Source organism: Streptomyces sp. WY228, from assembly GCF_019287315.1.
GTDB lineage: Bacteria > Actinomycetota > Actinomycetes > Streptomycetales > Streptomycetaceae > Streptomyces > Streptomyces caviscabies.
The window spans coordinates 7,959,229-7,983,402 of sequence record NZ_CP079114.1 but is presented as its reverse complement, the minus strand read 5'-3'; the positions used below and the strand labels follow the sequence as shown (position 1 = coordinate 7,983,402).

Annotated in this window: 29 protein-coding genes; 17 read left to right on the top strand and 12 right to left on the bottom strand. The window is 71.8% G+C overall.

Annotated elements, in window-relative coordinates:
• Positions 1 to 197: 197 nt before the first annotated feature.
• Both KV381_RS34845 and KV381_RS34840 read left to right on the top strand, forming a co-directional pair.
• Positions 198 to 581: a VOC family protein gene (locus KV381_RS34845; protein WP_030084896.1), complete on the top strand. Its 384-nt coding sequence runs from the start codon at positions 198 to 200 to the stop codon at positions 579 to 581.
• A 117-nt stretch (positions 582 to 698) separates the two neighbouring features.
• Positions 699 to 1,358, top strand: coding sequence for an MSMEG_1061 family FMN-dependent PPOX-type flavoprotein (locus KV381_RS34840; protein ID WP_030084898.1), 660 nt, complete (start codon positions 699 to 701; stop codon positions 1,356 to 1,358).
• 69 nt (positions 1,359 to 1,427) lie between these two features.
• Here the strand turns inward: KV381_RS34840 and KV381_RS34835 are convergent, their stop codons facing one another.
• Positions 1,428 to 1,853 carry a Rid family hydrolase gene (locus tag KV381_RS34835; RefSeq protein ID WP_218787052.1) on the bottom strand — a complete coding sequence of 142 codons (426 nt, stop codon included), beginning with the start codon at positions 1,851 to 1,853 and terminating at the stop codon, positions 1,428 to 1,430.
• A gap of 128 nt (positions 1,854 to 1,981) precedes the next feature.
• Here KV381_RS34835 and KV381_RS34830 point away from each other — a divergent pair, with 128 nt between their 5' ends.
• From KV381_RS34830 to KV381_RS34820, 3 genes are read left to right on the top strand one after another with little or no spacing between them, the layout of a single operon-like run.
• Entirely contained in the window at positions 1,982 to 2,491 is a 510-nt protein-coding gene (locus tag KV381_RS34830; protein ID WP_030084901.1) for a MarR family winged helix-turn-helix transcriptional regulator, read from the top strand.
• A 43-nt stretch (positions 2,492 to 2,534) separates the two neighbouring features.
• Positions 2,535 to 3,140 carry a TetR/AcrR family transcriptional regulator gene (locus tag KV381_RS34825; protein ID WP_218787051.1) on the top strand — a complete coding sequence of 202 codons (606 nt, stop codon included), beginning with the start codon at positions 2,535 to 2,537 and terminating at the stop codon, positions 3,138 to 3,140.
• A gap of 58 nt (positions 3,141 to 3,198) precedes the next feature.
• Positions 3,199 to 4,857, top strand: coding sequence for an acyl-CoA dehydrogenase family protein (locus KV381_RS34820; RefSeq protein WP_103537810.1), 1,659 nt, complete (start codon positions 3,199 to 3,201; stop codon positions 4,855 to 4,857).
• On the opposite strand, the gene KV381_RS34815 is transcribed toward KV381_RS34820, so the two are convergent.
• Positions 4,785 to 5,579 carry a TioE family transcriptional regulator gene (locus KV381_RS34815; protein ID WP_030084914.1) on the bottom strand — a complete coding sequence of 265 codons (795 nt, stop codon included), beginning with the start codon at positions 5,577 to 5,579 and terminating at the stop codon, positions 4,785 to 4,787. The two genes, KV381_RS34820 and KV381_RS34815, sit on opposite strands and share 73 nt — an antisense overlap.
• Before the next feature lie 58 nt (positions 5,580 to 5,637).
• Between KV381_RS34815 and KV381_RS34810 the strand changes: the two genes are divergently transcribed.
• The 9 genes from KV381_RS34810 to KV381_RS34770 all read left to right on the top strand — a co-directional run bounded on the left by KV381_RS34810 (position 5,638) and on the right by KV381_RS34770 (position 15,359).
• Positions 5,638 to 6,840, top strand: coding sequence for an erythromycin esterase family protein (locus tag KV381_RS34810; protein ID WP_103537809.1), 1,203 nt, complete (start codon positions 5,638 to 5,640; stop codon positions 6,838 to 6,840).
• Positions 6,841 to 6,922: 82 nt separating this feature from the next.
• Entirely contained in the window at positions 6,923 to 7,822 is a 900-nt protein-coding gene (locus tag KV381_RS34805) for an LLM class F420-dependent oxidoreductase (protein WP_103537808.1), read from the top strand.
• A 125-nt stretch (positions 7,823 to 7,947) separates the two neighbouring features.
• Positions 7,948 to 9,042: a Rieske 2Fe-2S domain-containing protein gene (locus KV381_RS34800; protein WP_030632472.1), complete on the top strand. Its 1,095-nt coding sequence runs from the start codon at positions 7,948 to 7,950 to the stop codon at positions 9,040 to 9,042.
• A gap of 283 nt (positions 9,043 to 9,325) precedes the next feature.
• Positions 9,326 to 10,087, top strand: coding sequence for a DeoR/GlpR family DNA-binding transcription regulator (locus tag KV381_RS34795; protein ID WP_030632474.1), 762 nt, complete (start codon positions 9,326 to 9,328; stop codon positions 10,085 to 10,087).
• 140 nt (positions 10,088 to 10,227) lie between these two features.
• A complete protein-coding gene (locus tag KV381_RS34790; protein ID WP_030632475.1) occupies positions 10,228 to 11,592 on the top strand; it encodes a sugar ABC transporter substrate-binding protein in 1,365 nt (454 codons plus the stop codon).
• A complete protein-coding gene (locus KV381_RS34785) occupies positions 11,589 to 12,554 on the top strand; it encodes a carbohydrate ABC transporter permease (RefSeq protein WP_030084921.1) in 966 nt (321 codons plus the stop codon). The genes KV381_RS34790 and KV381_RS34785 overlap by 4 nt, the downstream gene beginning before the upstream one ends.
• Positions 12,551 to 13,438, top strand: coding sequence for a carbohydrate ABC transporter permease (locus KV381_RS34780; protein WP_030632477.1), 888 nt, complete (start codon positions 12,551 to 12,553; stop codon positions 13,436 to 13,438). Before KV381_RS34785 ends, KV381_RS34780 begins: the two co-directional genes overlap by 4 nt.
• On the top strand, positions 13,435 to 14,424 hold the full coding sequence (locus KV381_RS34775) for a zinc-dependent alcohol dehydrogenase family protein (protein ID WP_030084925.1): 990 nt from the start codon (positions 13,435 to 13,437) through the stop codon (positions 14,422 to 14,424). The genes KV381_RS34780 and KV381_RS34775 overlap by 4 nt, the downstream gene beginning before the upstream one ends.
• Positions 14,421 to 15,359 carry a carbohydrate kinase gene (locus tag KV381_RS34770; RefSeq protein ID WP_030632480.1) on the top strand — a complete coding sequence of 313 codons (939 nt, stop codon included), beginning with the start codon at positions 14,421 to 14,423 and terminating at the stop codon, positions 15,357 to 15,359. The genes KV381_RS34775 and KV381_RS34770 overlap by 4 nt, the downstream gene beginning before the upstream one ends.
• Positions 15,360 to 15,476: 117 nt before the next feature.
• On the opposite strand, the gene KV381_RS37160 is transcribed toward KV381_RS34770, so the two are convergent.
• Together KV381_RS37160 and KV381_RS34765 are read right to left on the bottom strand one after the other, a co-directional pair.
• Positions 15,477 to 15,554 (bottom strand): 50S ribosomal protein bL37, encoded by a 78-nt coding sequence (locus tag KV381_RS37160; protein ID WP_370454205.1) that lies wholly within the window; start codon positions 15,552 to 15,554, stop codon positions 15,477 to 15,479.
• Positions 15,555 to 15,722: 168 nt separating this feature from the next.
• Positions 15,723 to 16,316 carry a TetR/AcrR family transcriptional regulator gene (locus tag KV381_RS34765; RefSeq protein ID WP_030632482.1) on the bottom strand — a complete coding sequence of 198 codons (594 nt, stop codon included), beginning with the start codon at positions 16,314 to 16,316 and terminating at the stop codon, positions 15,723 to 15,725.
• Between the two features lie 89 nt (positions 16,317 to 16,405).
• Between KV381_RS34765 and KV381_RS34760 the strand changes: the two genes are divergently transcribed.
• Positions 16,406 to 17,287: an NAD(P)H-binding protein gene (locus KV381_RS34760; RefSeq protein WP_032787575.1), complete on the top strand. Its 882-nt coding sequence runs from the start codon at positions 16,406 to 16,408 to the stop codon at positions 17,285 to 17,287.
• Here the strand turns inward: KV381_RS34760 and KV381_RS34755 are convergent.
• The 5 genes from KV381_RS34755 to KV381_RS34735 form a co-directional block, all read right to left on the bottom strand.
• On the bottom strand, positions 17,275 to 17,661 hold the full coding sequence (locus tag KV381_RS34755; RefSeq protein WP_030084933.1) for a VOC family protein: 387 nt from the start codon (positions 17,659 to 17,661) through the stop codon (positions 17,275 to 17,277). The genes KV381_RS34760 and KV381_RS34755 overlap by 13 nt on opposite strands.
• A gap of 52 nt (positions 17,662 to 17,713) precedes the next feature.
• Positions 17,714 to 18,142 (bottom strand): DUF4190 domain-containing protein, encoded by a 429-nt coding sequence (locus KV381_RS34750; protein ID WP_030084934.1) that lies wholly within the window; start codon positions 18,140 to 18,142, stop codon positions 17,714 to 17,716.
• Positions 18,143 to 18,228: 86 nt separating this feature from the next.
• Positions 18,229 to 18,786, bottom strand: coding sequence for an FABP family protein (locus KV381_RS34745; protein ID WP_030632487.1), 558 nt, complete (start codon positions 18,784 to 18,786; stop codon positions 18,229 to 18,231).
• Positions 18,787 to 19,037: 251 nt separating this feature from the next.
• Entirely contained in the window at positions 19,038 to 19,256 is a 219-nt protein-coding gene (locus KV381_RS34740; RefSeq protein ID WP_030632490.1) for an MbtH family protein, read from the bottom strand.
• A 138-nt stretch (positions 19,257 to 19,394) separates the two neighbouring features.
• Complete coding sequence (locus KV381_RS34735) at positions 19,395 to 20,288, bottom strand: siderophore-interacting protein (protein ID WP_030084939.1); 894 nt, start codon at positions 20,286 to 20,288, stop codon at positions 19,395 to 19,397.
• Between the two features lie 151 nt (positions 20,289 to 20,439).
• Between KV381_RS34735 and KV381_RS34730 the strand changes: the two genes are divergently transcribed.
• Positions 20,440 to 21,468 (top strand): S66 peptidase family protein, encoded by a 1,029-nt coding sequence (locus tag KV381_RS34730; RefSeq protein WP_032787578.1) that lies wholly within the window; start codon positions 20,440 to 20,442, stop codon positions 21,466 to 21,468.
• Between the two features lie 17 nt (positions 21,469 to 21,485).
• On the opposite strand, the gene KV381_RS34725 is transcribed toward KV381_RS34730, so the two are convergent.
• Together KV381_RS34725 and KV381_RS34720 are read right to left on the bottom strand one after the other, a co-directional pair.
• The gene (locus tag KV381_RS34725; protein ID WP_030084943.1) at positions 21,486 to 22,049 is read right to left on the bottom strand and encodes a DJ-1/PfpI/YhbO family deglycase/protease; all 564 of its coding nucleotides are present in this window, start codon (positions 22,047 to 22,049) and stop codon (positions 21,486 to 21,488) included.
• A 50-nt stretch (positions 22,050 to 22,099) separates the two neighbouring features.
• Entirely contained in the window at positions 22,100 to 23,191 is a 1,092-nt protein-coding gene (locus KV381_RS34720; RefSeq protein WP_030084945.1) for a glutamate--cysteine ligase, read from the bottom strand.
• A 302-nt stretch (positions 23,192 to 23,493) separates the two neighbouring features.
• On the opposite strand from KV381_RS34720, the gene KV381_RS34715 reads away from it, so the two are divergent.
• Positions 23,494 to 23,742: a hypothetical protein gene (locus KV381_RS34715; protein WP_030084947.1), complete on the top strand. Its 249-nt coding sequence runs from the start codon at positions 23,494 to 23,496 to the stop codon at positions 23,740 to 23,742.
• Between the two features lie 75 nt (positions 23,743 to 23,817).
• Here KV381_RS34715 and KV381_RS34710 read toward each other — a convergent pair whose 3' ends face one another.
• Positions 23,818 to 24,021, bottom strand: coding sequence for a cold-shock protein (locus tag KV381_RS34710; protein WP_003964323.1), 204 nt, complete (start codon positions 24,019 to 24,021; stop codon positions 23,818 to 23,820).
• Positions 24,022 to 24,174 lie beyond the last annotated feature (153 nt).

Below are 24,174 nucleotides of genomic sequence, written 5' to 3'. Positions count from 1 at the left end.
ACCTCCGGTTCCGTGTGTCGGAACTCAAGGTTCCCGCCGCCTCCGCACCGGCCACATCCCCCGCGAAGACCATCCGCCTCCCTCGCGTGGGGGAGGTACGACGGTGTCGTCGGTTGCGAACCTCGTACAGCGAACCCGTACGTCGAGGAGGGCCGACCCGGTTGCGTCCGGCGTGGGGATCAGGGAGGCTCGCGCGCATGATCTCGGTACTGCAGAACGTGGCCATCGACTGCGCGAACGCCTACGAGCTGGCGCGGTTCTGGAGCGGTGTGACAGGTCGTCCGCTGCATCCGGAGGACGGGCCGGGCAGCCGGGAGACCCAGGTGCTGCTGGCGGAGGGACCGGTCCTGCACTTCAACCAGGTGCCCGAGGCCAAGACGGTCAAGAACCGGATCCATCTGTGCCTGCGCCCCGACACCACGCGCGACCGGGAGGTGGAGAGGCTGCTGGAGCTCGGTGCGACGTTCGTCGCCGATCACCGAAACCCCGATGGCTCGGGCTGGGCGATCCTCGCCGACCCCGAAGGAAACGAATTCTGCGTTCTGCGCAGCGAGTCCGACCGTGCGGCCATGGATTCCTGATGCGGATGTGCCGCCCTGTCGACCGCGAACGAAAGCGAACCGGAGGAGAGGTAAGCCGGCGTACAGGTAACGCGGAGTACAGGTAAGGCGGACGGCCCGGCCCTTTAGGGTCGAGGCATGACATCACCCCTTACCGGCACCGCCTTCGACGACCTCCTCCTCGACGCCGTGTCCGACCAGGAGACACTGCGACGCGCCTACGAGCTGCCCAGAGACGCGGCATGGCGCAAGCAGACCACCGAGCTCACCGATCAGACTCGGCAGTTGATCGGATGCTCGTCGCTGGTCCTGGTCGCGAGCGCGGACGCCGAGGGCAACTGCGACGTCTCCCCGCGTGGCGGCCCCGCCGGGTTCGTCGCCGTCCTGGACGCACGGACGGTGGCGATACCGGACGCGACCGGCAACAAGCGGCTGGACACCCTGCGGAACGTCATCGCCACCGGGCGCGCCGGGCTGCTGTTCATCGTCCCGGGACGCACCACGACGCTCAGGGTGAACGGCCGGGCCTGTGTCTCCACCAGGCCGGAGCTGCTGTCCCAGCTGACCGCCGTGGGCAAGCCGCCGGCCAGCGCGCTGGTGCTGGGCATCGAGGAGGTCTACCCGCACTGCCCCAAGTCGCTTCTGCGCAGCGCGGCCTGGAAGCCGGAGCAGTGGCTGCCGGCGGATGCCCAGCCGACCTCGGCCGAGGTGACGCTGACTCAGCTGCGGAACCCGGAGCTGACGATCGCCGACATCGAGCAGGCGGAGGCGGACTCGCTGAAGTACCGGTACGAGTAGCGGGCCGGCCGTTGATCGCCCCGGCGCCGTCGCGAGGTGCGACCGCGCCCTGGCGCCAGGCGTCGCGGTTCAGTTCCCTGAGCCGACGACGGCGGTGACGCGGATCTCCACGCGCATGGCGGCGAGGCCGAGGACCGTCACTCCGGTCTCGGTCCAGATCGGCGCGCGGCCGTCCAGGCGGCGGCGGAACTGCTCCGCCATGACCGCGTTGTGGTCGTCGCCGATGACGTCGTCCCCCGGTGCGACCTTGTGGTACGAGTTGACGTGGATGACGTCCTTCCAGGTCGCGCCGACCGTGGCGAGCGTGCGCTCCACGTTGTCGAAGGCCTGGATGATCTCGCCCTCCAGCGAGTCGGGGATGTTCAGGTCGTCGTCCACGCCGGCCTGTCCGGAGATCTCGACCCGGTCGTCGACGCGGACGGCTCCGCTGTAGCCGAGGGCCGCGTGCAGCTTCTCGCCGAAGCCCGGAACGATGCCGAAGGTGACGGTGCTCATGATGCTCCCTCTTCCTGACCTTGGGGGCGCGATTCCCCTCATATGACTTCACGCGTAAAGTGATACTAGCAAGCGATGACTTCAAGCGCAAAGTGATGGCGAGTTTCGCCGAAGGGATGGAAAGTTCCATGAGCGGCACGGAAGGACCCATGAGCGGCACGGGCGGGCACGAGGACGACGAGGAGCTGCGGTGGCTCGACGAGCAGGAGAAGGCGGCCTGGACAGGACTGATCTCCCTGGTCCTGCTGCTGCCCGGCAAGCTGGAGTCCCCGCTGCGACAGGAGCACGGTCTCACCCTGTTCGAGTACCTCGTGCTCAGCCACCTCTCCGAGGCGCCGGGGCGCAAGCTGCGGATGGGCGAGCTCGCCTTTCTCGCCAGCGGGTCGCTCTCCCGGCTGTCCAACGTCATCAAGCGCTGCGAACAGCGCGGCTGGGTCGTACGGAGCCCGGACCCCGCCGACGGCCGGTACACCCTCGCCGAGCTCACGGACGCCGGCTTCGACATCGTGCGCCTGGCAGCACCCACCCACCTGCGCTCCGTACGCCGCACCGTCCTCGACTCGCTCAACACGACCGACCAGAAGGCCCTCGTCCGCATCGCCGAGAAGCTGCGCATCGTCCCGGACGACTTCGGCTGAAGCGGGCATGGCGGGAAGCTCTGAATAGTGGTTCACTTCTTTCATGGCCTACCGCAAGACACCGGCCGAGGTGCGTCGCCTCGAAGCCGCCCGGGACCATCTCGTCGTCCGCGCCACCGAGGTCGTGGCGGACATCGGCTGGGCGCAGGCCTCCGTGACGGCTGTCGCCGACGCCGCCGGGATCGCCGCCGGCTCCGTCTACCAGCACTTCGCGTCCAAGTCCGCGCTCGCCGTGGAGGTGTTCCGGCGCGCGGCGCAGCGCGAGGTGGATGTGCTGGGTGAGGTGCTGGAGGGCGACGGCGACCCGGTCGGGCGGCTGCGCCTGGGGGTGGAGGTGTTCACCCGCCGCGCCCTGGAGAACCCCGGCCTGGCGTACGCGCTGCTCGCGGCGCCCGCCGAACCGGCGGTCGGCGCGGAGCGTCTCGCCTTCCGGCGGCGCTACCGTGCGCTGTTCGCCGCGGTGATCGACGAGGGGATCTCCGCGGAGCTGCTGCCCGGCCAGGATGCGGAGATCACCGCCGCCGCGCTCACCGGCGCCGTCGGCGAGGTCCTCGTGTACCCCCTGAGCACCTCGGCCGCGCAGGACACCGACCGGCTCATCGACCGCCTCACCGCTCTGGCCCTGCGCTGCGCGGGCGCCGGCCCCTGACCCGGCCGCCGCCGTCCTTCCCCGCCCGACCCGCCGCCCGCCTCCCGGAGGAGATCCGATGCCCACGTCCGACGCACCGCGCAGCAACCCGACCGCCGTGACGCACGAGGTGACGAACCAGCCGCCGCCGCTCACCGGTCACGACGCCGCCGCCGACGCGGTGCTGCTCGAAGGGGTACGCCGCGAGGGCGCCGAGTGGCACATCGACGAGCTGCACCGTTTCGGCCGCTACGTCGGCAGCGAGGAGGCCCAGCGCTGGGCCGACCAGGCCAACCGCCACGAGCCGGAGCTGCGCACCCACGACCGCTTCGGCCACCGGGTCGACGAGGTCGAGTTCCACCCCGCCTATCACTCCCTGATGAGCGCGTCGGTGGGCGCCGGTCTCGCGGGCTCCGCCTGGGCCGACGCGCGCCCCGGGGCCCATGTCGCCCGCGCCGGCGGCTTCATGCTGGCCACGATGCTGGAGCAGGGACACCTGTGCCCGGTCTCGATGACGTACGCCGTGGTCCCGGCACTGCGCCGCTCCCCCGGCCTCGCCAAGGTGTACGAACCGCTGCTGACCAGCCGGGTGTACGAGCCCGGGCTGCGTACCCCCACCGCCAAGCAGGGCCTGCTCGCCGGTATGGGCATGACGGAGAAGCAGGGCGGCACCGATGTGCGGGCCAACACCACGACCGCCGTCGAGCAGGCCGACGGCACCTGGCGGCTGCGCGGGCACAAGTGGTTCACCAGCGCCCCGATGAACGACCTCTTCCTGGTGCTCGCGCAGTCGCCCGGCGGCCTGTCGTGCTTCCTGGTGCCGCGCGTGCTGCCGGACGGCAGCCGTAACACCTTCCGCATCCAGCGGCTCAAGGACAAGCTCGGAAACCGCTCGAACGCCTCCAGCGAGCCCGAGTTCGACGACACCGTCGCCTGGCTCGTCGGTGACGAGGGCAAGGGGGTGCGGACCATCATCGACATGGTGACGATGACCCGGCTGGACTGCGTCCTCGGTTCCGCCGCGGGCATCCGTGCGGCGCTGGCGCAGGCGGCCCATCACGCGCGCCACCGCTCGGTGTTCGGAGCCACGCTGATCGACCAGCCTCTGATGCGCAACGTTCTGGCGGACCTGGCCCTGGAGTCCGAGGCCGCCACGACCCTGGCCCTCCGGCTGGCGGGCGCCGCCGACCGTGCGCACCGGGGCGACGGCCAGGAACGCGCCTTCCTGCGCCTGGCCACCGCCGTCGGCAAGTACTGGGTGTGCAAGCGGCAGCCCGTCGCGGTCGCCGAGGCCCTGGAGTGCCTCGGCGGCAATGGGTACGACGAGGCGTCCGGCATGCCTCGGCTGTACCGCGAGGCCCCGCTCAACGGCATCTGGGAGGGCTCGGGCAATGTCAACGCCCTGGACATGCTGCGGGCGTTGACGCGTGAGCCCGAGTCCGTCGCGGCCTTCCACGCCGAGATCGAGGCGGCGGCCGGGGCGGACGCGCGTCTGGACGCTGCCTGGCGGGAGCTGCGGGACGAGTTGGCACACCCTCGGGACGCGCAGCTCCGGGCCCGCCGGGTCGTCGAACGGGCCGCTCTCGTACTCCAGGGCTCGCTTCTGGTGCGCCACGCACCGGGGGCGGTGGCCGACGCGTTCTGCGCCTCCCGGCTCGCCGGGGATCAGGGGCTCGCCTTCGGCACGCTTCCCTCGGGCACGGACTTCGCGGGACTGCTGGGGCGGCTGCCCGCCTGACGGCGGAGGTAGGCGTCCAGCTCGGCGGCCCCGGCCAGCATCGCGCGCCCTCGGGCGGCCAGCCGGGCGTGCCAGTCGCCCAGGGCGGCCGCCAGCGGTTCCAGGCCGCCGGCCGCCCGGACCTGGGCGATCAGCGGGGCGATCTGCTCCAGCCGGTAGCCGCCCCGCCTGAGTTGGTGGGCCAGGCCCGCGTCCCGTACGTCGGTCGCGTCGTACACCCGGTAGCCGGTCCGCGGATCGCGGCGCGGGCTCACCAGTCCGGCGCGCTCCCACTTGCGGAGGGTGGCGGGCCTGATCCCCAGCTTCACCGCCAGCGGACCCACGAACAGGTCGCCGGCGCCCGCCGCCTCGTCGGGTGCGGGCACGGCGCCCGGTGCCAGGTCGCTGAGCGCCTTCTCGACGGCGTGCAGCGTCCGCCGGTCCTCCAGGAGCTGGGCGTGGCTCTCGTCGACGATACGGAACGCCTCTTCCGGCTCGTCGCGGTTCACCGCCCTCATGATCGACGTCGCGCCCGCGTGCCCATGTCCGGGGATCAGCGCGAGGAACGCGTCAAGGGCGTGCGCGTGCAGCGGTGTGTAGGTGCGGTAGCCGTGGGGCGTACGTCCGGCGACCGGGAGGATGCCCGCCTCCTCGTAGTTCCTGACGGCCTGCGTCGACAATCCGTGCCGACGGGCCAGGTCGACGGGCCTGAGGCGTTCCGTGGTTTGAGGGTTCTGACGCATGGCCCTGAAGCTATCGCGGAAAAGTTTCAACCGAGGGTTCAACGATACGGTTGAAGCCATGGCCAACGACATCAAGGACATCGCTCACGCCGTCGAGGCGGCCGCCGTCATGGGGCTGTTCGCCTCCCCGCCCCGGATGCTGACCCTGGGCGAGCCCACCCACGGGGTGGACGCCCCGCTCCGCCTGCGCAACGCGCTCTTCCGGCAGCTCGTCGAGCGGGAGGGCTACCGCACCATCGCCGTCGAGAGCGACTGCGTCGCGGGACTGCTGGTGGACGATCATGTGACGACGGGCGCGGGTGCGCTCGACGAGGTGCTGGAGCAGGGCTTCAGCCACGGTCTCGGGGCATCCGCGGCCAATCGTGAACTGGTGCGCTGGATGCGCGCGTTCAACGACGGCCGGCCCTCCCGCGACCGGCTTCGCTTCGCCGGCTTCGACGGCCCGCTGGAGATGGCGTACGCCGCGAGCCCCCGGCAGCCCCTCACCCGGCTGCACCGCTGTCTCGCGGACCATGTGGATCCCGGCCTGCTCCCCTGCACCGCCGAGACGCTCGACCGCCTGCTCGGCGCCGACGACCGGTGGACCGAACCGGCGGCGATGCTGGATCCGTCCGCGTCCTTCGGGCGGTCGGCCGAGGCCCGGGAACTGCGGCTGCTCGCCGATGATCTGGGCGCGCTGCTCGACGCGTGGACACCGCGTCTGATCGCGGAGACCTCGCGGGACGCGTTCGACCGGGCGCGCCTGTACGCACGGACCGCCTCGGGTCTGCTGCGCTACCACTTCTGGATGGCCGACACCTCGCCGAGCCGCCTGTCACGGCTGACGGGCCTGCGGGATCGGATGATGGCCGACAATCTCCTCGCGCTCGCCGAGCGGGGGCCGGTCCTCGTGCACGCCCACAACAGCCACCTCCAGCGGGACATGAGCTCGATGCGGATGGGCGGCCGGCGACTGGAGTGGTGGAGCGCGGGCTCCATCGTCGAGGCACGCCTGGGCGAGGAGTACGGCTTTCTGGCCACCGCCTTCGGCACGATGCGGCACCAGGGGGTCGACGTTCCGCCGCCGGACACCCTCGAAGGGGCCCTGTACGCGCTCCCCGAAGAAGCAGGTCTGCTGGACGCATCCCGGCTGGCCGCCGCCCTCGACGCCACGGGCCCCGTACGGCGCACCTCCCCGTACTTCGGCTACGCACCGCTCGACCCGGCGCATCTGGCCCGCATCGACGGCGTGGTGTTCATGAAGGACGTCCCGGAGAACTGAGAAGCGCGCGGGCCCCGCACACCCGGCCGGGTGAATCCCGGCCGGGCAGGAATACCCGGCCCGGGCTGTTGTTGATCACACCATGACTTCTGAGACTTCCGTTACGGGCAGGCCTTTCGGACGCGTGGGGATCTGGAGCGGCGCCCTGCACCCTTCGCGGGTGGACGACGCGGGCAAGGGCGCGATCACCGAGGCGCTGGCCGAGCTCGACGGACTGGGGTACGGCACCGTCTGGATCGGCGGCAGCCCGACGCCCGGGGACGCCGCCGCCGTCGTGTCCGCCACCCGTACGCTCACGGTGGCCACCGGCATCCTGAGCATCTGGAACCACACGGCCGAGGAGGTGGCGGCCGGGGTCGCGGCGATCGATCCGGAGGCACGTCGCCGGTTCGTCCTCGGTCTGGGTGTCAGCCACGGGCCGATGGTTCCGCAGTACGCGAAGCCGTACAGCGCGATGGTGGCCTACCTCGACGCGCTCGACGCCGCCGAAGCGTCCGTGGGCTCCGGACACCGGGTCCTGGCGGCTCTCGGGCCGAAGATGCTGAAGCTCGCGGCAGGCCGGTCGCTGGGGGCGCACCCCTATCTCGTCACCACCGAGCACACCGCGGAGGCCCGCGAGGCGCTCGGCCCCGACGCGCTGCTCGCCCCGGAGCTGACCGTGGTGCTGGACACCGATCCCGACCGGGCCCGCACCACGGCGCGGACGATGCTGGGGATGTATCTCCAACTGCCCAACTACACCGACAACCTGTTGCGCCTGGGGTTCACGGAAGGCGACTTCGACGGCGGCGGCAGCGTCCGTCTGCTCGACGCCCTCTTCGCGCTGGGCGACGCGGAACAGGTGAGGCGCCGGACCCAGGAGTACCTCGACGCCGGCGCGGACCATGTCGCGTTGCAGGTGCTCACCGCCGAGGAGGGCGGGGCGGGGCTGCCGCGGGCCGCTTGGCGTGAGCTGGCCGAGGCGTTCGGCGACCAGCTCTGACCCGCCCGAACCCCGCCCGTCAACACGTCGCACCCATGATCCCGTTCGGGTGAGGTGCGGCGTGTCGGGAGGATTTCGGCGCGGCTCCGGGCAGCCTCCGTGCGAGCGATCGTGGAGGGGGAGCCATGGGATTGTCACGCGCGTACGGGCGCACCATCAGCGAGGGTCCGACGGCGGCCGACGCGGCGGGGGTGCCTGCCCTGCCCTACCCGAGCGGCTGGTCCGCGCTGGCCTTCGCGCACGAGTTACGGCCGGGCGCCGTGCTCACGCGGCCGCTGGCGGGGCAGGACGTCGTCCTGTATCGCACGGCCACCGGAGTTCTCCGCGCCGTCCGCCCGTACTGCCCGCATCTGGGGGCCCATCTCGGTCTGGCGAAGGTCGAGGGGGAGGATCTCACCTGCCCGTTCCACTTCTTCTCGTTCGGCCCCGACGGTACGTGTGTGCGCACGGGGTACGGCACGCCGCCGCCTCGGTCCCCGCTGACGCAGTTGCCCGTCCGGGAGGTGAACGGGGGCGTCTTCGTCTGGCGGCACCACGACGGCCGGGATCCGGACTGGTCCGTCCCGCAGTGGCACGAGATCGGGCACCGGCCCGCGCGTACGGCCGCCTGGGAGTTGGCCGGCAACGTCCAGGAGGTCATCGAGAACTCGGTCGACCTCGGGCACTTCGCCACGCTGCACGGCTGGACCAAGGCTGAGATCGACGGCCCGGTGGCGTACGACGGCGCGACGTTCCGTGTCTCCATGCGGGCTCACGAGTCCGCGCCGCTCGTGGGTGACTTCACCGTCGATGTGAAGGTGCACGGCTATGGGCTCGGCTGTCTGCACGCCGATGTGCACACGCCTCGCTTCGGACTGCGGATGTGCACGATGGTGATGCCGACGGCCATCGGACCCAACCGGATGCAGTTCCGGCAGCTGAACCGCATCGCCTTCGACGAGCCGAGCCGGCTGCCGCCCCGGTCGGCCCGGCTCGTCAGCCGTGTCGCGGCCCGGCTGCTGGACCGCCCCGTCTTCCGGTCGAGTTGTGAGTTCACCGCCGCCGATTTCCCGATCTGGCATCACAAGCAGTATCAGCAGCCACCCCGGCTGGCTTCCGGCGACGGGCCGATCGGGCCGTTCCGCCGCTGGGCCAGGCGGTTCTACCCGGAGGCACCCGGCCGGAGTTCGGTGACCCGGCCGCACCGCGGCGAGGGCGAGGACAGCACCGTGCGCTCCTGATCCGCCGTGCCCCGCGCCCCGCCGCGGAGGCCGCGCCTCCGCGCTTCGGGCGCCATTCGGGCAACGATCACGGGAAAGCGGGCGTTCCGAGCGACCGGATCATCGACCGCACCTGCCCTGACCAGCACGGTCACCTCCAGGGAAACGGGCATGAACGGACCGAGCGGATCTGGTGAAGCAGCTGTTCGTGGCCCCGGTACTGCTTGTACAAACGACACATGAGCCCGAACGGACAAGCGGGCCCTGCCCGTAACGGGCCCAGCAGCGACCAGGGAAGTGCGCCGTGGACACCGAGGAACGCCGGCGGGGAATTCTGGACACGGCCCGGCGGGAGGGGTCGGTCGGGGTGAACGCCCTCGCGGACCTGTTCAAGGTGGCCAAGGAGACCGTCCGCCGCGATCTGCACGTGCTGGAGGAGCACGGGCTCGTCCGGCGGACCCACGGCGGCGCCTACCCGGTGGAGTCGGCCGGTTTCGAGACCACGCTCGCCGTCCGCACCACCCGTAACGTTCCGCAGAAGTCGCGGATCGCGGCCGCCGCCGCCGATCTGCTCGGCGACGCCGAGACGGTCTTCGTCGACGAGGGCTTCACCCCGCAGCTGGTGGCCGAGGCGCTCCCCCAGAACCGGCCGCTGACCGTGGTCACCGCCTCCCTGGCCGTCGCCACCTCCCTCGCCGGGGCGGAGAAGACCTCGGTGCTGCTGCTGGGCGGCCGGGTGCGCGGCTCGACGATGGCGACCGTCGACCACTGGGCGTCCCGGATGCTCGCGGACTTCGTCATCGACCTGGCGTATCTCGGGGCCAACGGCATCTCCCGCGAGTACGGCCTCACCACCCCGGACCCCGCCGTCGCCGAGGTGAAGGCGCAGGCGCTGCGGAGTTCGCGGCGGCGGATCTTCGCCGGGATCCACAGCAAGTTCGGGGCGGTGAGCTTCTGCCGGTTCGCCGGGGTCGGTGACTTCGAAGCGATCGTCACCGACGCCGGGCTCCCCTCGGCCGAGGCCCAGCGCTACTCCCTCCTGGGCCCGCAGGTCATCCGCGTCTGACCGGGGCGCCGCCCGCACCGCCGACCGCACGGCTCCCGCAGCCGCTCCCCCACCACCGCTCCACCCCACCCGCCGGGGCCTGGCTCGCCATGCCCTCAACGACCCGATCACCGAGCCGCTACGACTGATCAGGAGCCCCCATGCCTCATCCAGGACGCCGCCGACCACGTATGCGCGGTCGGGCCTGTGCCGTGACCGCCGCCCTGGCCCTGCTCGCCACCGGCTGTGCCGGAGCGGGCGGGACCTCCTTCGGCGGCGGTGACGCGCTGAACGTACTGATGGTGAACAACCCGCAGATGGTCGAACTGCAGAAGCTGACCGCGAAGCACTTCACGAAGGAGACCGGCATCAAGGTCCACTTCACGGTGCTGCCCGAGAACGACGTACGGGACAAGATCAGCCAGGACTTCTCCAACCAGGCCGGTCAGTACGACATCGCCACCATCAGCAACTTCGAGCTGCCCTTCTTCGCGAAGAACGGCTGGCTCCACCCCCTCGACGACTACGCGAAGGCCGACACCGCCTTCGACCAGGAGGACATTCTCCAACCGCTCCAGGACTCGCTCACCGCCGAGGACGGCAAGCTCTACGCCCAGCCGTTCTACGGGGAGTCGTCCTTCCTGATGTACCGCAAGGACGTCTTCGAGGAGCAGGGCCTCACGATGCCCGAGAAGCCGACCTGGGAGCAGGTGGCCGAGCTCGCCGAGCAGACGGACGGGGCGGAGCGCGGGATGAAGGGCATCTGCCTGCGCGGGCTGCCGGGCTGGGGCGAGGTGATCGCCCCGCTGACCACCGTCGTCAACACGATGGGCGGCACCTGGTTCACCGAGGACTGGGAACCGCGGCTGACCGCACCGGAGTTCAAGAAGGCGACGAAGTTCTATGTCGACCTGGTGCGCAAGCACGGCGAGCTCGGCGCTCCGCAGTCCGGGTACGCCGAGTGCCTGAACAACATGACGCAGGGCAAGACCGCCATGTGGTACGACGCCACCGCGGGCGCCGGCTCCCTGGAGGCGAAGGGCTCCCCGGTGAAGGGGAAGATCGGTTACGTCCCCGCTCCCGTCGAGCGGACCGACAGCTCCGGCTGGCTCTACACCTGGGCCTGGGGGCTGCAGAAGGCGTCCAAGAAGTCCGACGACGCCTGGAAGTTCGTCTCCTGGGCCTCCAGCAAGGAGTACGAGGAGCTCGTCGGCGCCACCAGCGGCTGGTCCAACGTGCCCGCCGGCAAACGGGCCTCCACCTACGCCAACCCGGACTACCGGGCGGAGGCCGGCGCATTCGCCGACGTCACCGAGCGGGCCATCTCCGAGGCCGATCCGAAGAACCCGGGCACCCAGCCCCGCCCGACGGCGGGCATCCAGTTCGTCGGCGTACCGGAGTTCACCGATCTGGGCACCCGGGTGGCGCAGGAGATCAGCGCCGCCATCGCCGGCCGCCAGTCGGTGGACGCCGCGCTCGCCGCCTCCCAGAAGCTGGCCGAGAAGGTCGCGGAGGAGTACCGATGACCGTCACCGCAACCAGAGAGACCACGGCCTCACCGCAAGCCCCGGCGAAGAAGCCGGGCGCCGGGAGCCGCCGGCGCGCCTGGGCGACCCGCGCTCCCCTGCTGCCCGCGCTGATCTTCCTGATCGCCGTCACCCAGCTGCCCTTCGTGGCGACCCTGGTGATCTCGCTCTTCGACTGGAACTCGCTCAAGCCGGAGAAGCGCCACTTCACCGGGTTGTCCAACTACGCATCGGTCTTCACCGACGAGGCGTTGCGCGAATCGGTCGTGACGACCGTCGTCCTGACCGCGTCCGTCGTGATCGTCAGCGTCGTGCTGGGGCTCGTCTTCGCCCTGCTGCTGGATCGCACCTTCTTCGGCCGGGGGTTCGTGCGGACCCTGCTGATCACCCCGTTCCTGCTGGTGCCGGTCTCCGCCGCGCTCCTGTGGAAGCACGCGCTCTACAACCCGGAGTACGGGCTGTTCAACGGGGCGCTCACCTGGTTCGGCGAGCTGTTCGGCATCGAGTCCATGGTGCAGCCCGAGTGGACCACCGAGATGCCGCTGATCGCCATCGAGGCGTCGCTGGTGTGGCAGTGGACGCCGTTCATGATGCTGATCCTGCTGGCCGGGCTGCAGAGCCGGCCGGCCGAGATCATGGAGGCGGCGCGGCTGGACGGGGCCGGGCCCTGGCAGATATTCCGCTATCTGACCCTGCCGCATCTGCGCCGCTACCTCGAACTGGGCATCCTGCTCGGGTCGGTGTACATCGTGCAGAACTTCGACGCGGTGTTCACGATCACCTCCGGCGGTCTCGGCACCGCCAACCTCCCGTACACCGTCTACGAGACCTTCTACCGGGCCCACGAGTACGGACTGGCGTCCGCCGCGGGTGTGGTCGTGGTGATCGGCACGATCATCATCGCCACCTTCGCGCTCCGGGTGGTCTCCTCCCTCTTCCGTGAGGAGGCGAGCCGCGCATGAGCGTCTCGACCGCGACATCCGTATCCGCATCCGCCGCTTCCGCCAGTGCCGCCACGCGCAAGGCCCGTCGGCGCTCGGCCGCCCTGGGCGTGGTCGCCTGGGTGGTGGGGATCGGTTTCTGTCTGCCCGCGCTGTGGATGGTGCTGACGTCCTTCCACGCGGAGGCCGACGCGGCGACCAATCCGCCCTCGCTCGCCGCCGCGCTGACGCTGGACGGCTACCGCACGTTCTTCGGGGGCGGAGGCGGCCCGACGCCGTGGCCCCCGCTGGTCAACTCGCTGGCGGCGTCGTTCTTCTCGACGGTGCTGGTGCTGCTGCTCGCGCTGCCGGCCGCGTACGCGCTGTCCATCCGGCGGGTGCGCAAGTGGACGGACGTGATGTTCTTCTTCCTGTCCACCAAGATGCTCCCGGTGGTCGCCGGGCTGCTGCCGGTGTACCTGTTCGCGAAGAACACCGGTCTGCTGGACAACATCTGGCTGCTGGTCCTGCTCTACACCTCGATGAACCTGCCGATCGCGGTGTGGATGATGCAGTCCTTCCTCGCCGACGTCCCCGTCTCCATCATCGAGGCGGCGCAGGTCGACGGGGCCCGGCTGCCGACGGTGCTGCGCCGGGTGGTCGCCCCGGTCGCCGGACCCGGGATCGCCGCGACCGCCCTGATCTGCTTCATCTTCAGCTGGAACGAGCTGCTGTTCGCACGGGTGCTGACCGGCGTGGTCGCCGGGACCGCACCCGTCCATCTGACCACCTTCGTCACCAGCCAGGGTCTCTTCCTCGCCCAGCTGTGCGCGGCGTCCGTGGTCGTGTCCCTGCCGGTGCTCGTCGCCGGCTACGCCGCCCAGGACAAACTCGTCCAGGGCCTCTCGCTGGGAGCAGTCAAATGAGGGCAGCCATCGTCGAATCCGTCGGCAAGGTCTCCGTGACCACCGTTCCGGATCCCACGCCCGGCCCCCGCGACGTGGTCGTCAAGGTCGCCTCGTGCGGCCTGTGCGGCACCGATCTCCACATCCTCCAGGGCGAGTTCGCGCCGACCCTGCCGATCGTCCCGGGGCACGAGTTCGCCGGGGAGATCGTGGGCCTGGGCACGGACGTCACCGAGCTGTCCATCGGCGACAAGGTGGCCGTGGACCCCTCGCTGCACTGTCATGAGTGCCGCTACTGCCGTTCGGGCCGGGGCAACCTCTGTGACAACTGGGCGGCGATCGGTGTCACGGTGCCCGGTGGCGCGGCGGAGTTCGCGGTGGCGCCGGTCGCCAACTGCGTACGCCTGCCGGAGCACATCGACGTCCGGGACGCGGCGCTGATCGAGCCGCTGTCCTGCGCGGTGCGCGGCTACGACGTCCTCAACGGCAATCTCGGGGCCCAGGTGCTGATCTACGGGTCCGGGACCATGGGGCTGATGATGCTGGAGCTGGCCAAGCGCACCGGCGCCGCGTCGGTGGACGTGCTGGACGTCAACGCCCAGCGGCTGGCCACCGCGACGACGCTCGGCTGCACCGGTGCGGCGGCCCGTGCCGAGGAGCTGGACCGTCCGGGCGGCTGGGACGTGGTCATCGACGCCACGGGCAACGCGGGGGCGATCCAGGACGGTCTGGGGAGGGTCGCCAAGGGCGGTACGTTCCTCCAGTTCGGGGTCTCCGACTACGCCACGACGGCGGTGATCGAGCCGTACAAGATCTACAACCAGGAGATCACCATCACCGGTTCGATGGCGGTCCTGCACAGTTACGAGCGGGCCGCCGCGCTCTTCGCGAGCGGGGTGCTGGACGCGTCGGTGTTCATCAGCGACCGGCTGCCGCTGGAGCAGTACCCGCAGGCGATCGAGCGCTTCCAGGCGGGCATCGGCCGCAAGATCGTGGTGGAGCCGTGACGGAGTCCACCGTGCCGGGCGCGGCTCCGGACCCCGGCGCCGTCCTCGTGCTGGGCGAGGCGCTGGTGGATCTGGTCCCGGCCGACGGTGACTCCGGGGTCCTGACGGCCCAGCCGGGCGGCGCGCCCGCGAACGTCGCGGTGGGCCTGGCCCGGCTCGGCGGGCGGCCGTCCTTCGTGGGCGGGCTCGGCGACGACGCCTTCGGGGGCCGGATCGAGGCGTGGCTGACCGGTGCGGGCGTCGACCTCTCGCTCAGCGCCCGCTCCGCGCTGCCCACCGCGCTCGCGGTGGCCGACCTGGGCGATCACGGGAACACGTACCACTTCCATCTCCAGGACACGGCGACCTTCCGGCTGCCGGACCGGGCGCCGGAGGCGGCGCGCTTCGGCGCGGTGTACGTGGGCGGGCTCGCCGCGGTGGTGGAGCCGGCGGCCGGCGTCGTGGCCGCGACCGCGCGGGCGACCTCCCGCGCGGGGCTGCTCGTGGTGGACCCGAATGTGCGCGAGGACCGGACGCTCGATCCGGTGCGGAGCCTGGACCGGCTGCGCGAGCTGTGCTCGCTCGCGCAGGTCGTGAAGGCGAGCGACGAGGACCTGGTGCGGCTGTGGCCGGACGCGGCCCCGGAGGAGAGCTGCCGGAGGCTGGCCGGGCAGGGGCGGCTGGTCGTGATGACACGCGGGGCGCGGGGCGCGACAGCGTACGTCCATGACGCCCCGGCGGTCTCCGTTCCCGCTCTGCCGGTGCGGGTGGTGAACACCATCGGCGCGGGCGACGCGTTCATGGCGGGGATGCTGACCTGGCTCGGAGCGGAGGCCGGGTGGGATCCTGCGCTGTCCGCCGGGCGGACGAAGGCGATGCTGGAGTACGCGGTCGGGACGGCGGCTTCGGTCTGCGCCAGGGCCGGAACGGAACCCACGGCACCGCTCGGGGTGTGAACCCGGCGCTCGTCGGGCATCACCTTCGGGACCCGAGTTCCGCACGGCCCTCCCCCGGCCCACGGAAACGCAGCGGCCCCACCGGGCTCCTCCGCCCGGTGGGGCCGCTGCGTCGTCTCAGCTCTGCGGACGCTTGCCGTGGTTCGCGCCGTTCTTGCGGCGGGCCTTCTTCTTACGACGTCGCTTCGAGGACATCGACCCCTCCTTCTCTCTGCGGTGTACATCCGTTGCGGGCGGTCACCGGGCGGCACGGCCCGGGGATCACCGGGACGCCTGCCCAGGGACACCGTGGCAAACACCTGGTGCGCATGCAACCGGCGGTGCGCGGCGGGCGGGTGTGGACAGGTGTGCGGAGGCCGCCGGTCAGGCGTCCGGCGCGCCGGCTCCGATGACCTGGGCGGTGTACCGCGCCAGGTGGGCGCGGATCTCCTCGTGCGTCATGCCCTGTTGAGCGACCAGATGCTCGACGAGATCCGCGCGGGTGGCCGCCAGCAGGGCGTGGGCGGCGAACGCGCTGTCGGCGAGGCCGTCGATCCGGTCCAGCATCTCCCGCAGGACCTGGTGCCAGCGTTCGTAGTGCTCGGCCCGGTAAGGGCCCGCGTCGCCGGTGTCCTCCAGGGCGAGGGCTAGGTGCCGGTTGTCGAGCTTGAGGCACAGGACGGCATCGAGCAGGGCGGGGATCCGCCGGTGCGGCGGGGTGCCGGGGCCGAGCGGCGGGGGGCCGTCCTCGACGGCGGTCCTGATCGGTTCGAGGCGGGTGGCGAACAGCTCCCGGATCAGCCCGGTGCGGTCGCCGAAACCGCGGAAGAGGGTGGCCTTGCCGACGCCGGCCGCCGCCGCGATGTCGGCCATCGTGATGGTCGCGGGGCTCTCGCTGCGGGCGAAGAGCTCATCGGCCGCGGCGAGGACGGCCGCACGGTTGCGGACGGCGTCCTTGCGGGGTGTGCGGGCGGTCATGGCGCTCCTCGATTGCAAAACGGACCAGCGGTCCGTATCGTCGAGCACGAAACGGACCCAGGGTCCATATTCTAGGTGACGGAGCCTTCATGAACCCCGACGCAGCCCCCGCGACCCTGGTCATCGGCGCGACCGGCACCACCGGAAGCCGTGTGGCGGCCCGGCTCTCCGCCGCGGGCCACCGGGTGCGCGCCGCCTCCCGGACCGCCCGCGCGGTCCCCGGCGCCGAGGCGGTCCGCTTCGACTGGGAGGACACCACGAGCCACGGCCCGGCGCTGACCGGCGTCGACCGGGTCTATCTGGTGCCGCCGGTCGGCCACCCCGAGCCCGCCGGGCCGATGCTGCCGTTCCTGGAGCGGGCCCGCGACGCCGGGGTGGGCCGCGCGGTGCTGCTCAGTTCCTCCGCGATCCCCCTGGGCGGGCCCGCGACCGGCCTCGTCCACCAGGCCCTGCCGGACCTCTTCGACGCCTGGGCGGTACTCCGGCCGTCCTGGTTCATGCAGAACGTCACCGGCGCCCATGTGCACGCGCAGAGCATCCGCGGCGCCGGGGTCATCAGGACGGCCACGGGCGACGGTCGGGTCGGGTTCGTCGACGCGGAGGACATCGCCGCCGTCGCCGTACACGCCCTCACCGACGAGCGGTCCCCCGACACCGACCTGGTCATCACCGGGCCCCGGGCGCTGAGTTACGACGAGGTCGCGGCGGCCGTCGGCCGGGGCACCGGACGCCCGGTGGTCCATGAGCGCCTGGGGCACGAGGCGATGCGCGACCGGATCGCCGCCTCCGGTGTGCCCGTCCCGTTCGCGGAACTGCTCGCCGGGCTGGACCGCGCCATCGCCGAGGGGGCCGAGGACCGGGTCACCGACACCGTGCTGCGCGTCACCGGGCGGCCGCCGGGCGACTTCGACACGTTCGTGGGGCGGGAGTTGCGGCCGTTGACGGACGGGGCCGCCGCTCAGGGCCGGTAGCGGAGCGGATGGTCGTCCGGCACCTCGACGACGGCGATCCGCACCCCGTCGGGATCCTCGATCCACATCTCGACCAGCCCCCAGGGCTCACGCTTCGGTGGCCGCAGGATGCTCACGCCCTTCGCCCGCAGTTCGTCGTGGGCGGCCTCGGCGTCGTCGACCTGGAGCCAGATCCGCACGGCCGGGGAGGGCGGCTCCTCGCTCCGGCCGGAGACCTCCAGGAACCCGCCGCCGAGGAAATAGACCGTGCCGCGCTCGGGGCCGGTGCCGAACTCCCGGTAGACGGCGAGGCCCAGTGCCTCGCCGTAGAAGGCACGGGAACGCTCGGGGTCGGTGGGGTGCAGCAGAATCCTGCTGCCCAGTACGTGCACCATGGGCCGAGCGTACGCCGTCGGGCCCGGCCCGCGGGGCGGGTTCCCGGGTCCGTCAGTTGCTCAGCTCGTCGATGAAGTCGTCCGTGCACCGGTTCTCGGCCGCCTGGCCACTGGCCCGGTCCATGCAGTCCTCGTAGTTCTTGAACTCCTCGGAGTCGAAGACGGAGATGGCCACCACGAGGACGATCGCGGACCCGATGAGCCCGAGCGCCCCGAACACGGCCCCGACTATCGCCATCGTCCGGCGCGGCGCACGGCCCTGGCGGGTGCGGAGCGCGGCGACGATGCCGAAGACGATGGCGAGCAGGCCGAGGAGCAGCCCGCCCAGCACGGTCCAGAAGAGCAGGCAGGCCACGAGGCCCAGGACGAGTGCGGCGACCGCGAAGCCGTTCGTCGGTGCGGGCTGCCGGCTGCCGTAGGGGTCCTGACCGGCCGCGGGCTGCCCCGGGTACGAGGGATCCGGGTACGAGGGAAGGGACATCGGGATGGTGCTCCTGTTCTCCTGGCTTCCCGTGCACCTGCCCCGCGGCGCAGCCGCCAATCGCCGCTTTGGTCACGCTCCGACAACTAAATGCGCTGGCCAGGGGCTTCCCGGTGGAGCTCGGCCGAGAGGTGGTGCTGCAGCGGCAGGCCGATCGCGGCGAGATCGTGGACGAAGGCGAGCGTGTCGCGGTCCGTCAGGGTGTAGCGGCGGCGGGTGGCCTCGACCTCCTTGGCGGTGGGGGCGAGCGACACCTGCTCGGTGGTGAGATCGACGGCGCCGTCGCGAGCGTGGCCTGACGAGATCTCCGCGATGCCGGTGGGCTGGGTGATCAGGGCCTCCACCCGGCCGTCCGGCTGCAGCCGCCACCAGCCGCTCTCCCGGGCGGACGGCCGCAGGGGCTGCCCGTCGGCGTCGAGCAGCCAGGCCCGCGCCTCGTACGCGAGGAAAGGCCGTCCGTCGTGGCTGAAGGTGACCTCCTGCGCATACGTGAACTCCGCCTCCAGCGTCGGATACCCGCCGCGGCCCGTGCCCCGCCAGGTGCCGAGGTATGCGGTCACCGGCGCGAGCAGCGGATGCGGTGCGGGTGACACGTCCGGGCGGAGGGCGTCGGGGAAGGGGAGTTGGCGGGCGGGGTCGTGCATGAGGGTGTGCGCTCCTGGGTCGGGCCGGCTCGGAGTCGCAGCCTAGGGCCTGCGCACGCGTCGGGCCCGATGCGTCGCTGGACAGAGCAGCGGTTCGCCTCCTGCGGCAGTCGGGCGCACCGACGCCCCGGCGAGGTGCCGTAGTCGTCGTTGTTCGCCCGCCCGGAACTACGGGACGAAGCCCGCGCCCCCGGTGGCCGGGCCGGACCGGCGGTCCGGGGTGCGGTCCGCCGGTCCGACCGCACCGGGGTTCACGCGGGATCGGCCGCCATGCTGTCCCTCAGGCTCTTGGGCCGTAGATCCGTCCAGTTCCGCTCGACGTAGTCCAGGCAGGCCCGGCGAGTGCTCGCCGGCTGGACCACGGTCCACCCGGTGGGCACTTCGGCGAAGGCGGGCCACAAGGAATGCTGTCCCTCCTCGTTGACGAGCACCAGGTAGGTGCCGTCCTCGTCCTCGAACGGATTGGTCACCGCATCCTCCATTCACTTAGGCAAGGCTGCCTTCACTTGTCTGCCGGCGAACCCTACCCACTCACCCCACGGTTGACTCTCCGTCACGCGGCACCGGTGCGCCACACGCCGTCACCCGAGAAGCCGCCCCCGGCCCGGTCAGAGCCCGAGGTCGCTCAGCCGGGCCTCGTAGCGGATGGTGAGGTCCTCGGAGTCGCCGGCCGGGTTGTCCCAGAGGGCCTCCAGCTCGGAGCGCACCGCGTCGGGCAGCGCCTCGTACCGCTCGGACCAGGTGTCGGAGTTCGGTATCCAGTAGCCGACGACCTTGAAGCGCTCCGCCGGGAGCCCCAGCTCGCGGCGGAGGTAACGGCGTACCGTACGCAGGGCGTTGGTCTCCCCCGCGACCCACACGTACCCGCCCGCGAGATCCGTGCCGGGCGGGACCGCGGCGGTCACCAGGTCGGCCAGTCGGCTCGGTCCGTGGCCGTTTCCGCCGTAGGTCCAGGTCACCTTGGAGTCGGACAGCTCCCGCAGGGGCAGTACGGCCGAGGGGTCGGGCGCCTCCAGGACCACCCGGGTCCTGACGTGGTCCGGGGTGTTCTCCAGCAGGCGGGCGGCGGCGGGCAGACCGGTCTGGTCGGCGACCAGCACCTGCCAGGTGAGATCGGCCGGGGGGTTGTAGAGCCCGGTGGGGTCGTTGACGCCGACCACGTCGCCGGGCCGCGCCTCGGCGGCCCAGCCGGACGCGACACCGCCCTCGTGGAGCACGAAGTCGATGTCGACCTCGCCCTCCTCCGGGCGCACCGCGCGGATCGTGTACGTGCGCATGGGCGCGACGGGCTGCCCCTCGGGGGTCTCCCACCCGCCCTGCTCGGTCGTCCGGGGCAGCGAGACGTCGGTGCGGTCCGGGCCGTGCGGAAGGAAGATCCGCACGTACTCGTCGCCGACCCCGGTGGACCCGAAGCCTGCCAGGCCCTCGCCGTGGAAGGTGACGCGGGTCATGGTCGCGGAGAGCGGCCGCACTCGGGCGACGACGGCTCGATGGATCGTCATGGACACTGCCCTTTCGTACGCGTGGTCGGCCTGAACGCCTCGCCCGCCGGACGAGAGAACCGAATTGACTTAGGTCAGCCTAACCTTCTATGGGTGCAGGTTCGAGACGGCCTCGTCCATCGCCTCCGGGAACCGTGCCAGAATCCGGCGCATGCCTGTTCGCTACCCCAGCCCCCTACGTCCCGGTGACCGCATCGGTATCACCGCTCCGTCCAGCGGAGTGCCCGAGGAGTTGCGCGAGCGGCTCGCCGTGGCGGTGCGCGAGGTCGAGGCGCGTGGGTACGCGGTCGTGACGGGCCGCTGCATGGACGGCTCCGGGCATGCCAGCGCGTCCGCCGCCGACCGGGCCGCCGAGCTGACGGCGATGCTGACGGACCCCGGGATCAGGGCCGTGGTGCCGCCGTGGGGCGGGGAGACCGCGATCGACCTGCTGCCGCTGCTCGACTGGGACCGGCTGCGGGAGGCCGAGCCGACCTGGGTGGTGGGCTATTCGGACCTGTCGACCGTCATGACCCCGCTGACGCTCCTCACCGGGGCGGCGACCGTGCACGGGAACAACCTCATGGACACGCCCTACCGGGTGCCGGAGGGGCTGGTGTCCTGGCTCGACATCGTCGCCGCGCCGCCGGGTCACCGGTTCACCCAGATCCCGCCCGAGCGGCACCGGGCCACGGGCCGGGACGACTACGCGAAGCAGCCGGACGTCCGAGCCTTCACCCTCGACACCCCGGGCCGGTGGACCCGGCTGGACGGCGGCGGCGACGTGGACGTCGAGGGCCGGCTCATCGGGGGCTGCGTCGAGATGCTGGCCAACATCGCGGGCACGCCGTATCTCGACACCTCCGCCTTCGCCCGGGCGCACGCCCCGGAGGGGCTCCTCGTGTACGTGGAGGCCGGCGGCCACGACGCGTTCACCATCTGCCGCAATCTGCACGGCATGCGGCTGGCCGGATTCTTCGACGCGGCCGACGCCGTTCTCGTCGGCCGGACCTCGGCCCCGGACATGGCCTCGCTCACGCAGCACCAGGCCGTGCTGGACGCGCTCGGACCGCTGAAGGTGCCGATCGTCGCCGACGTCGAGTGCGGTCATGTGCAGCCGTTCCTGCCGCTGGTCAACGGGGCGCGCGCCCGGGTCGTGCACACAGCGACGCGCAGCGAGCTGACCCAGACTCTGGACTGACCGGCGTGACGGGCGGCTCAGGCCTCCGCGAGCACGGCGTCGATCTCGCCGAGGAAGTCGTCCAGGTCGCCGGGGTCACGTGAGGTGATCAGCGACCACCCCTCGGCGTCGTCGCGGACCACCGGCTTGTCGAGCCAGGTGCCGCCGGCGTTGGTGATGTCGGTGCGCAGCGAGGCGTACGAGGTCAGCGTCTTGCCCCGGACGTAGCCGCCCTCGATCAGCGCCCACGGCCCGTGACAGATGGCGGCCACCGGCCGGCCGGACGCGGCGAACGAGCTGACGATCCGGGTGGTGGCCTCCTCCAGGCGCAGCGAGTCGGCGTTCAGCGTGCCGCCCGGGACCAGCAGGAGGTCGTACGCGGCGGGGTCGACGTCGTCCAGCGTGAGGTCGGGCCGCAGGGTTTCGCCGGGGTCGCGGTCGCCGACGAGGGTGCGGATCTCGTCGGTGTCGACCGCGGCCACGCTGACCTGCGCCCCGTGTCCGCGCAGGTGCTCCACGGGGACGACGAGTTCGTCCTGCTCGACCCCGTAGTTGGTGACGATGGCCAGAATCCGGCGGTCGTCGAGAGCGGTGGTGGACATGGACTGCTCCGTTCCTCGAATGCTCTGGATCTTCTGTTCTCCGGCTCCGTTCAGCCGGCCGTGATGCGGACGCACGCGGCGACGGTGTCGCGCAGGCTCCCGGTCCGCGCCAGGATCTCGCGCTGCACCCGTGCCCCGTTGCCGCGCCGGTGCACCGCGGCCAGGGCGCTCTCCGCCGATTCCCGGTCGCCGTTGTCCTCCAGGGCGTCCCGCACGTGGTCCAGCAGGGCCCGCAGGACGTCGGGGGCGGGCTCCGGGCGCAGGGTGCGGGGGTGGACCAGCCGGCCCTCCAGCCCTGAGCGGCCCGCCCGCCAGGTCGCCACCCGCAGCAGCGACGTGTCGATGTCCGGGGGCGGCTCTCCGGCGCGCCATTCCCGGGCGGCCGTGTCCACCAGACCTCGCACCAGGGTGGCCAGCAGCACGGTGTCGGCCGGGTCCAGGCAGACGTCCGCGATCCTCACCTCCACGGTGGGGTAGCGGTGCGAGAGGCGCGCGTCGAAGTAGATCATCCCCTCGTCCCGGAGCGCTCCGGTGCCCACCAGGGACCGCACACGGTCGTGGTACGCCTCGGCCGAGCCGTGGACGTCCACCGGGCCGGCCGACGGCCACCGGCCCCACACCTGGCTGCGGTAGCTGCTGTACCCGCTGTCCCGGCCCTGCCAGAACGGAGAATTGGCGCTCAGGGCGAGCAGGACGGGCAGCCAGCGGCGCATCCGGTCGAGCACGGCGACGCCCTCCTCGTCCGAGGCCACCGAGACGTGGACGTGGCAGCCGCAGGTCAGCTGCTCCTGCGCGGTCAGCCCGTAGTGCTCCGCCATCCACCGGTACCGCTCGCCCGTGCCGATCGTCGGGCTGACCGGCAGCGGTGAGGTCGCCATGGCCACGACCGAGGTCCCGGCGTCGGCGGCGTGCCGTACGGCTTCGGCCCGCCACCGGTGGACCGCGTCGGCGAGTTCACCCATGTCCGCACACGGATGCGTGGCGAACTCCAGCTGCTGGCGGTGCAGCTCGGGCTCGAAGGCCGACGCACCGGCCGCGTCCTTCTCGGCGAGCGCCAGCACCGCCGAGGACAGCGCCCTGGCCTCTCCGCTCACCGCGTCGACCAGCAGCAGTTCTTCCTCGACACCCACCGTGCGGGCCACAGCGCCTCCCCTTCGACGATCGGCGGCGGTCCAGGCGGGTACCCGCCGATGGGCGGGTCACACGCCACGGGCGGCGATCCACCGCTCCGCGCCGCGCGGCGCACTCCGGCCGGTGGCCCGGAGCTCCCAATATGGCCGGGCATCGCGGGACCCGCATCTTCTCCCGTAGCGTGGTTCGGGAGGCCGGGCCCTGTGCTCCGGGCCGCACCGGACGAGGACTGCTCCGCCCGGCAGCGGGTACCCACCAGGGCGCGTCATTCGTCCCCCGGGTCGCACCCGGGGCCGTACGGAAGGAAGCTCTCATGACCGACCGCAGGCCGGAAGGCACCGCCTACACCGGGGCTTCCGGCAGCCCGCCCCCCGTACCGGCGGATCTGCCGGACCAGCAGAGCCAGGAGGGCGAGGACGCTCTCGACATACCGGTGCCGGACCGGGTGGCCCGCCAGGAGGAACATCCCGAGCTGGACGAGGCGGGCGCCGGCCGGAACGTGCCGCGCAACGCGGGCGCGCACCCCGAGGAGCATCCGGCGCCGGACGAGTCGACGGGCTAGCCGGTGTCCGGTGCCCGAACGCCCAGGAGCCCCGGAACGCGGCGCGTTCCGGGGCTCCTGGCCGGTCGACCCGGATCAGGCGGTGGTGATGTTCTCCGCCTGCGGGCCCTTCTGGCCCTGGGTGATGTCGAAGGTCACCGCCTGGCCTTCCTGGAGCTCACGGAAGCCGGTGGAGTTGATGTTGGAGTAGTGCGCGAAGACGTCGGGGCCGCCGCCGTCCTGCGCGATGAAGCCGAAGCCCTTTTCCGAGTTGAACCACTTGACGGTTCCGCTGGCCATGCCTGTACCTCTCAGCAGTAAACGGATCCGCACCGCGCGGACCCGGAGGTGATCGCCCTGGTTCTCAGGCACTGCACAGCAAAACGCCCGCGCCAGGCGCGGGCAGGTACTGCGAACCACGACATCTTCCGGCGACGCTACACGGCGGGATCA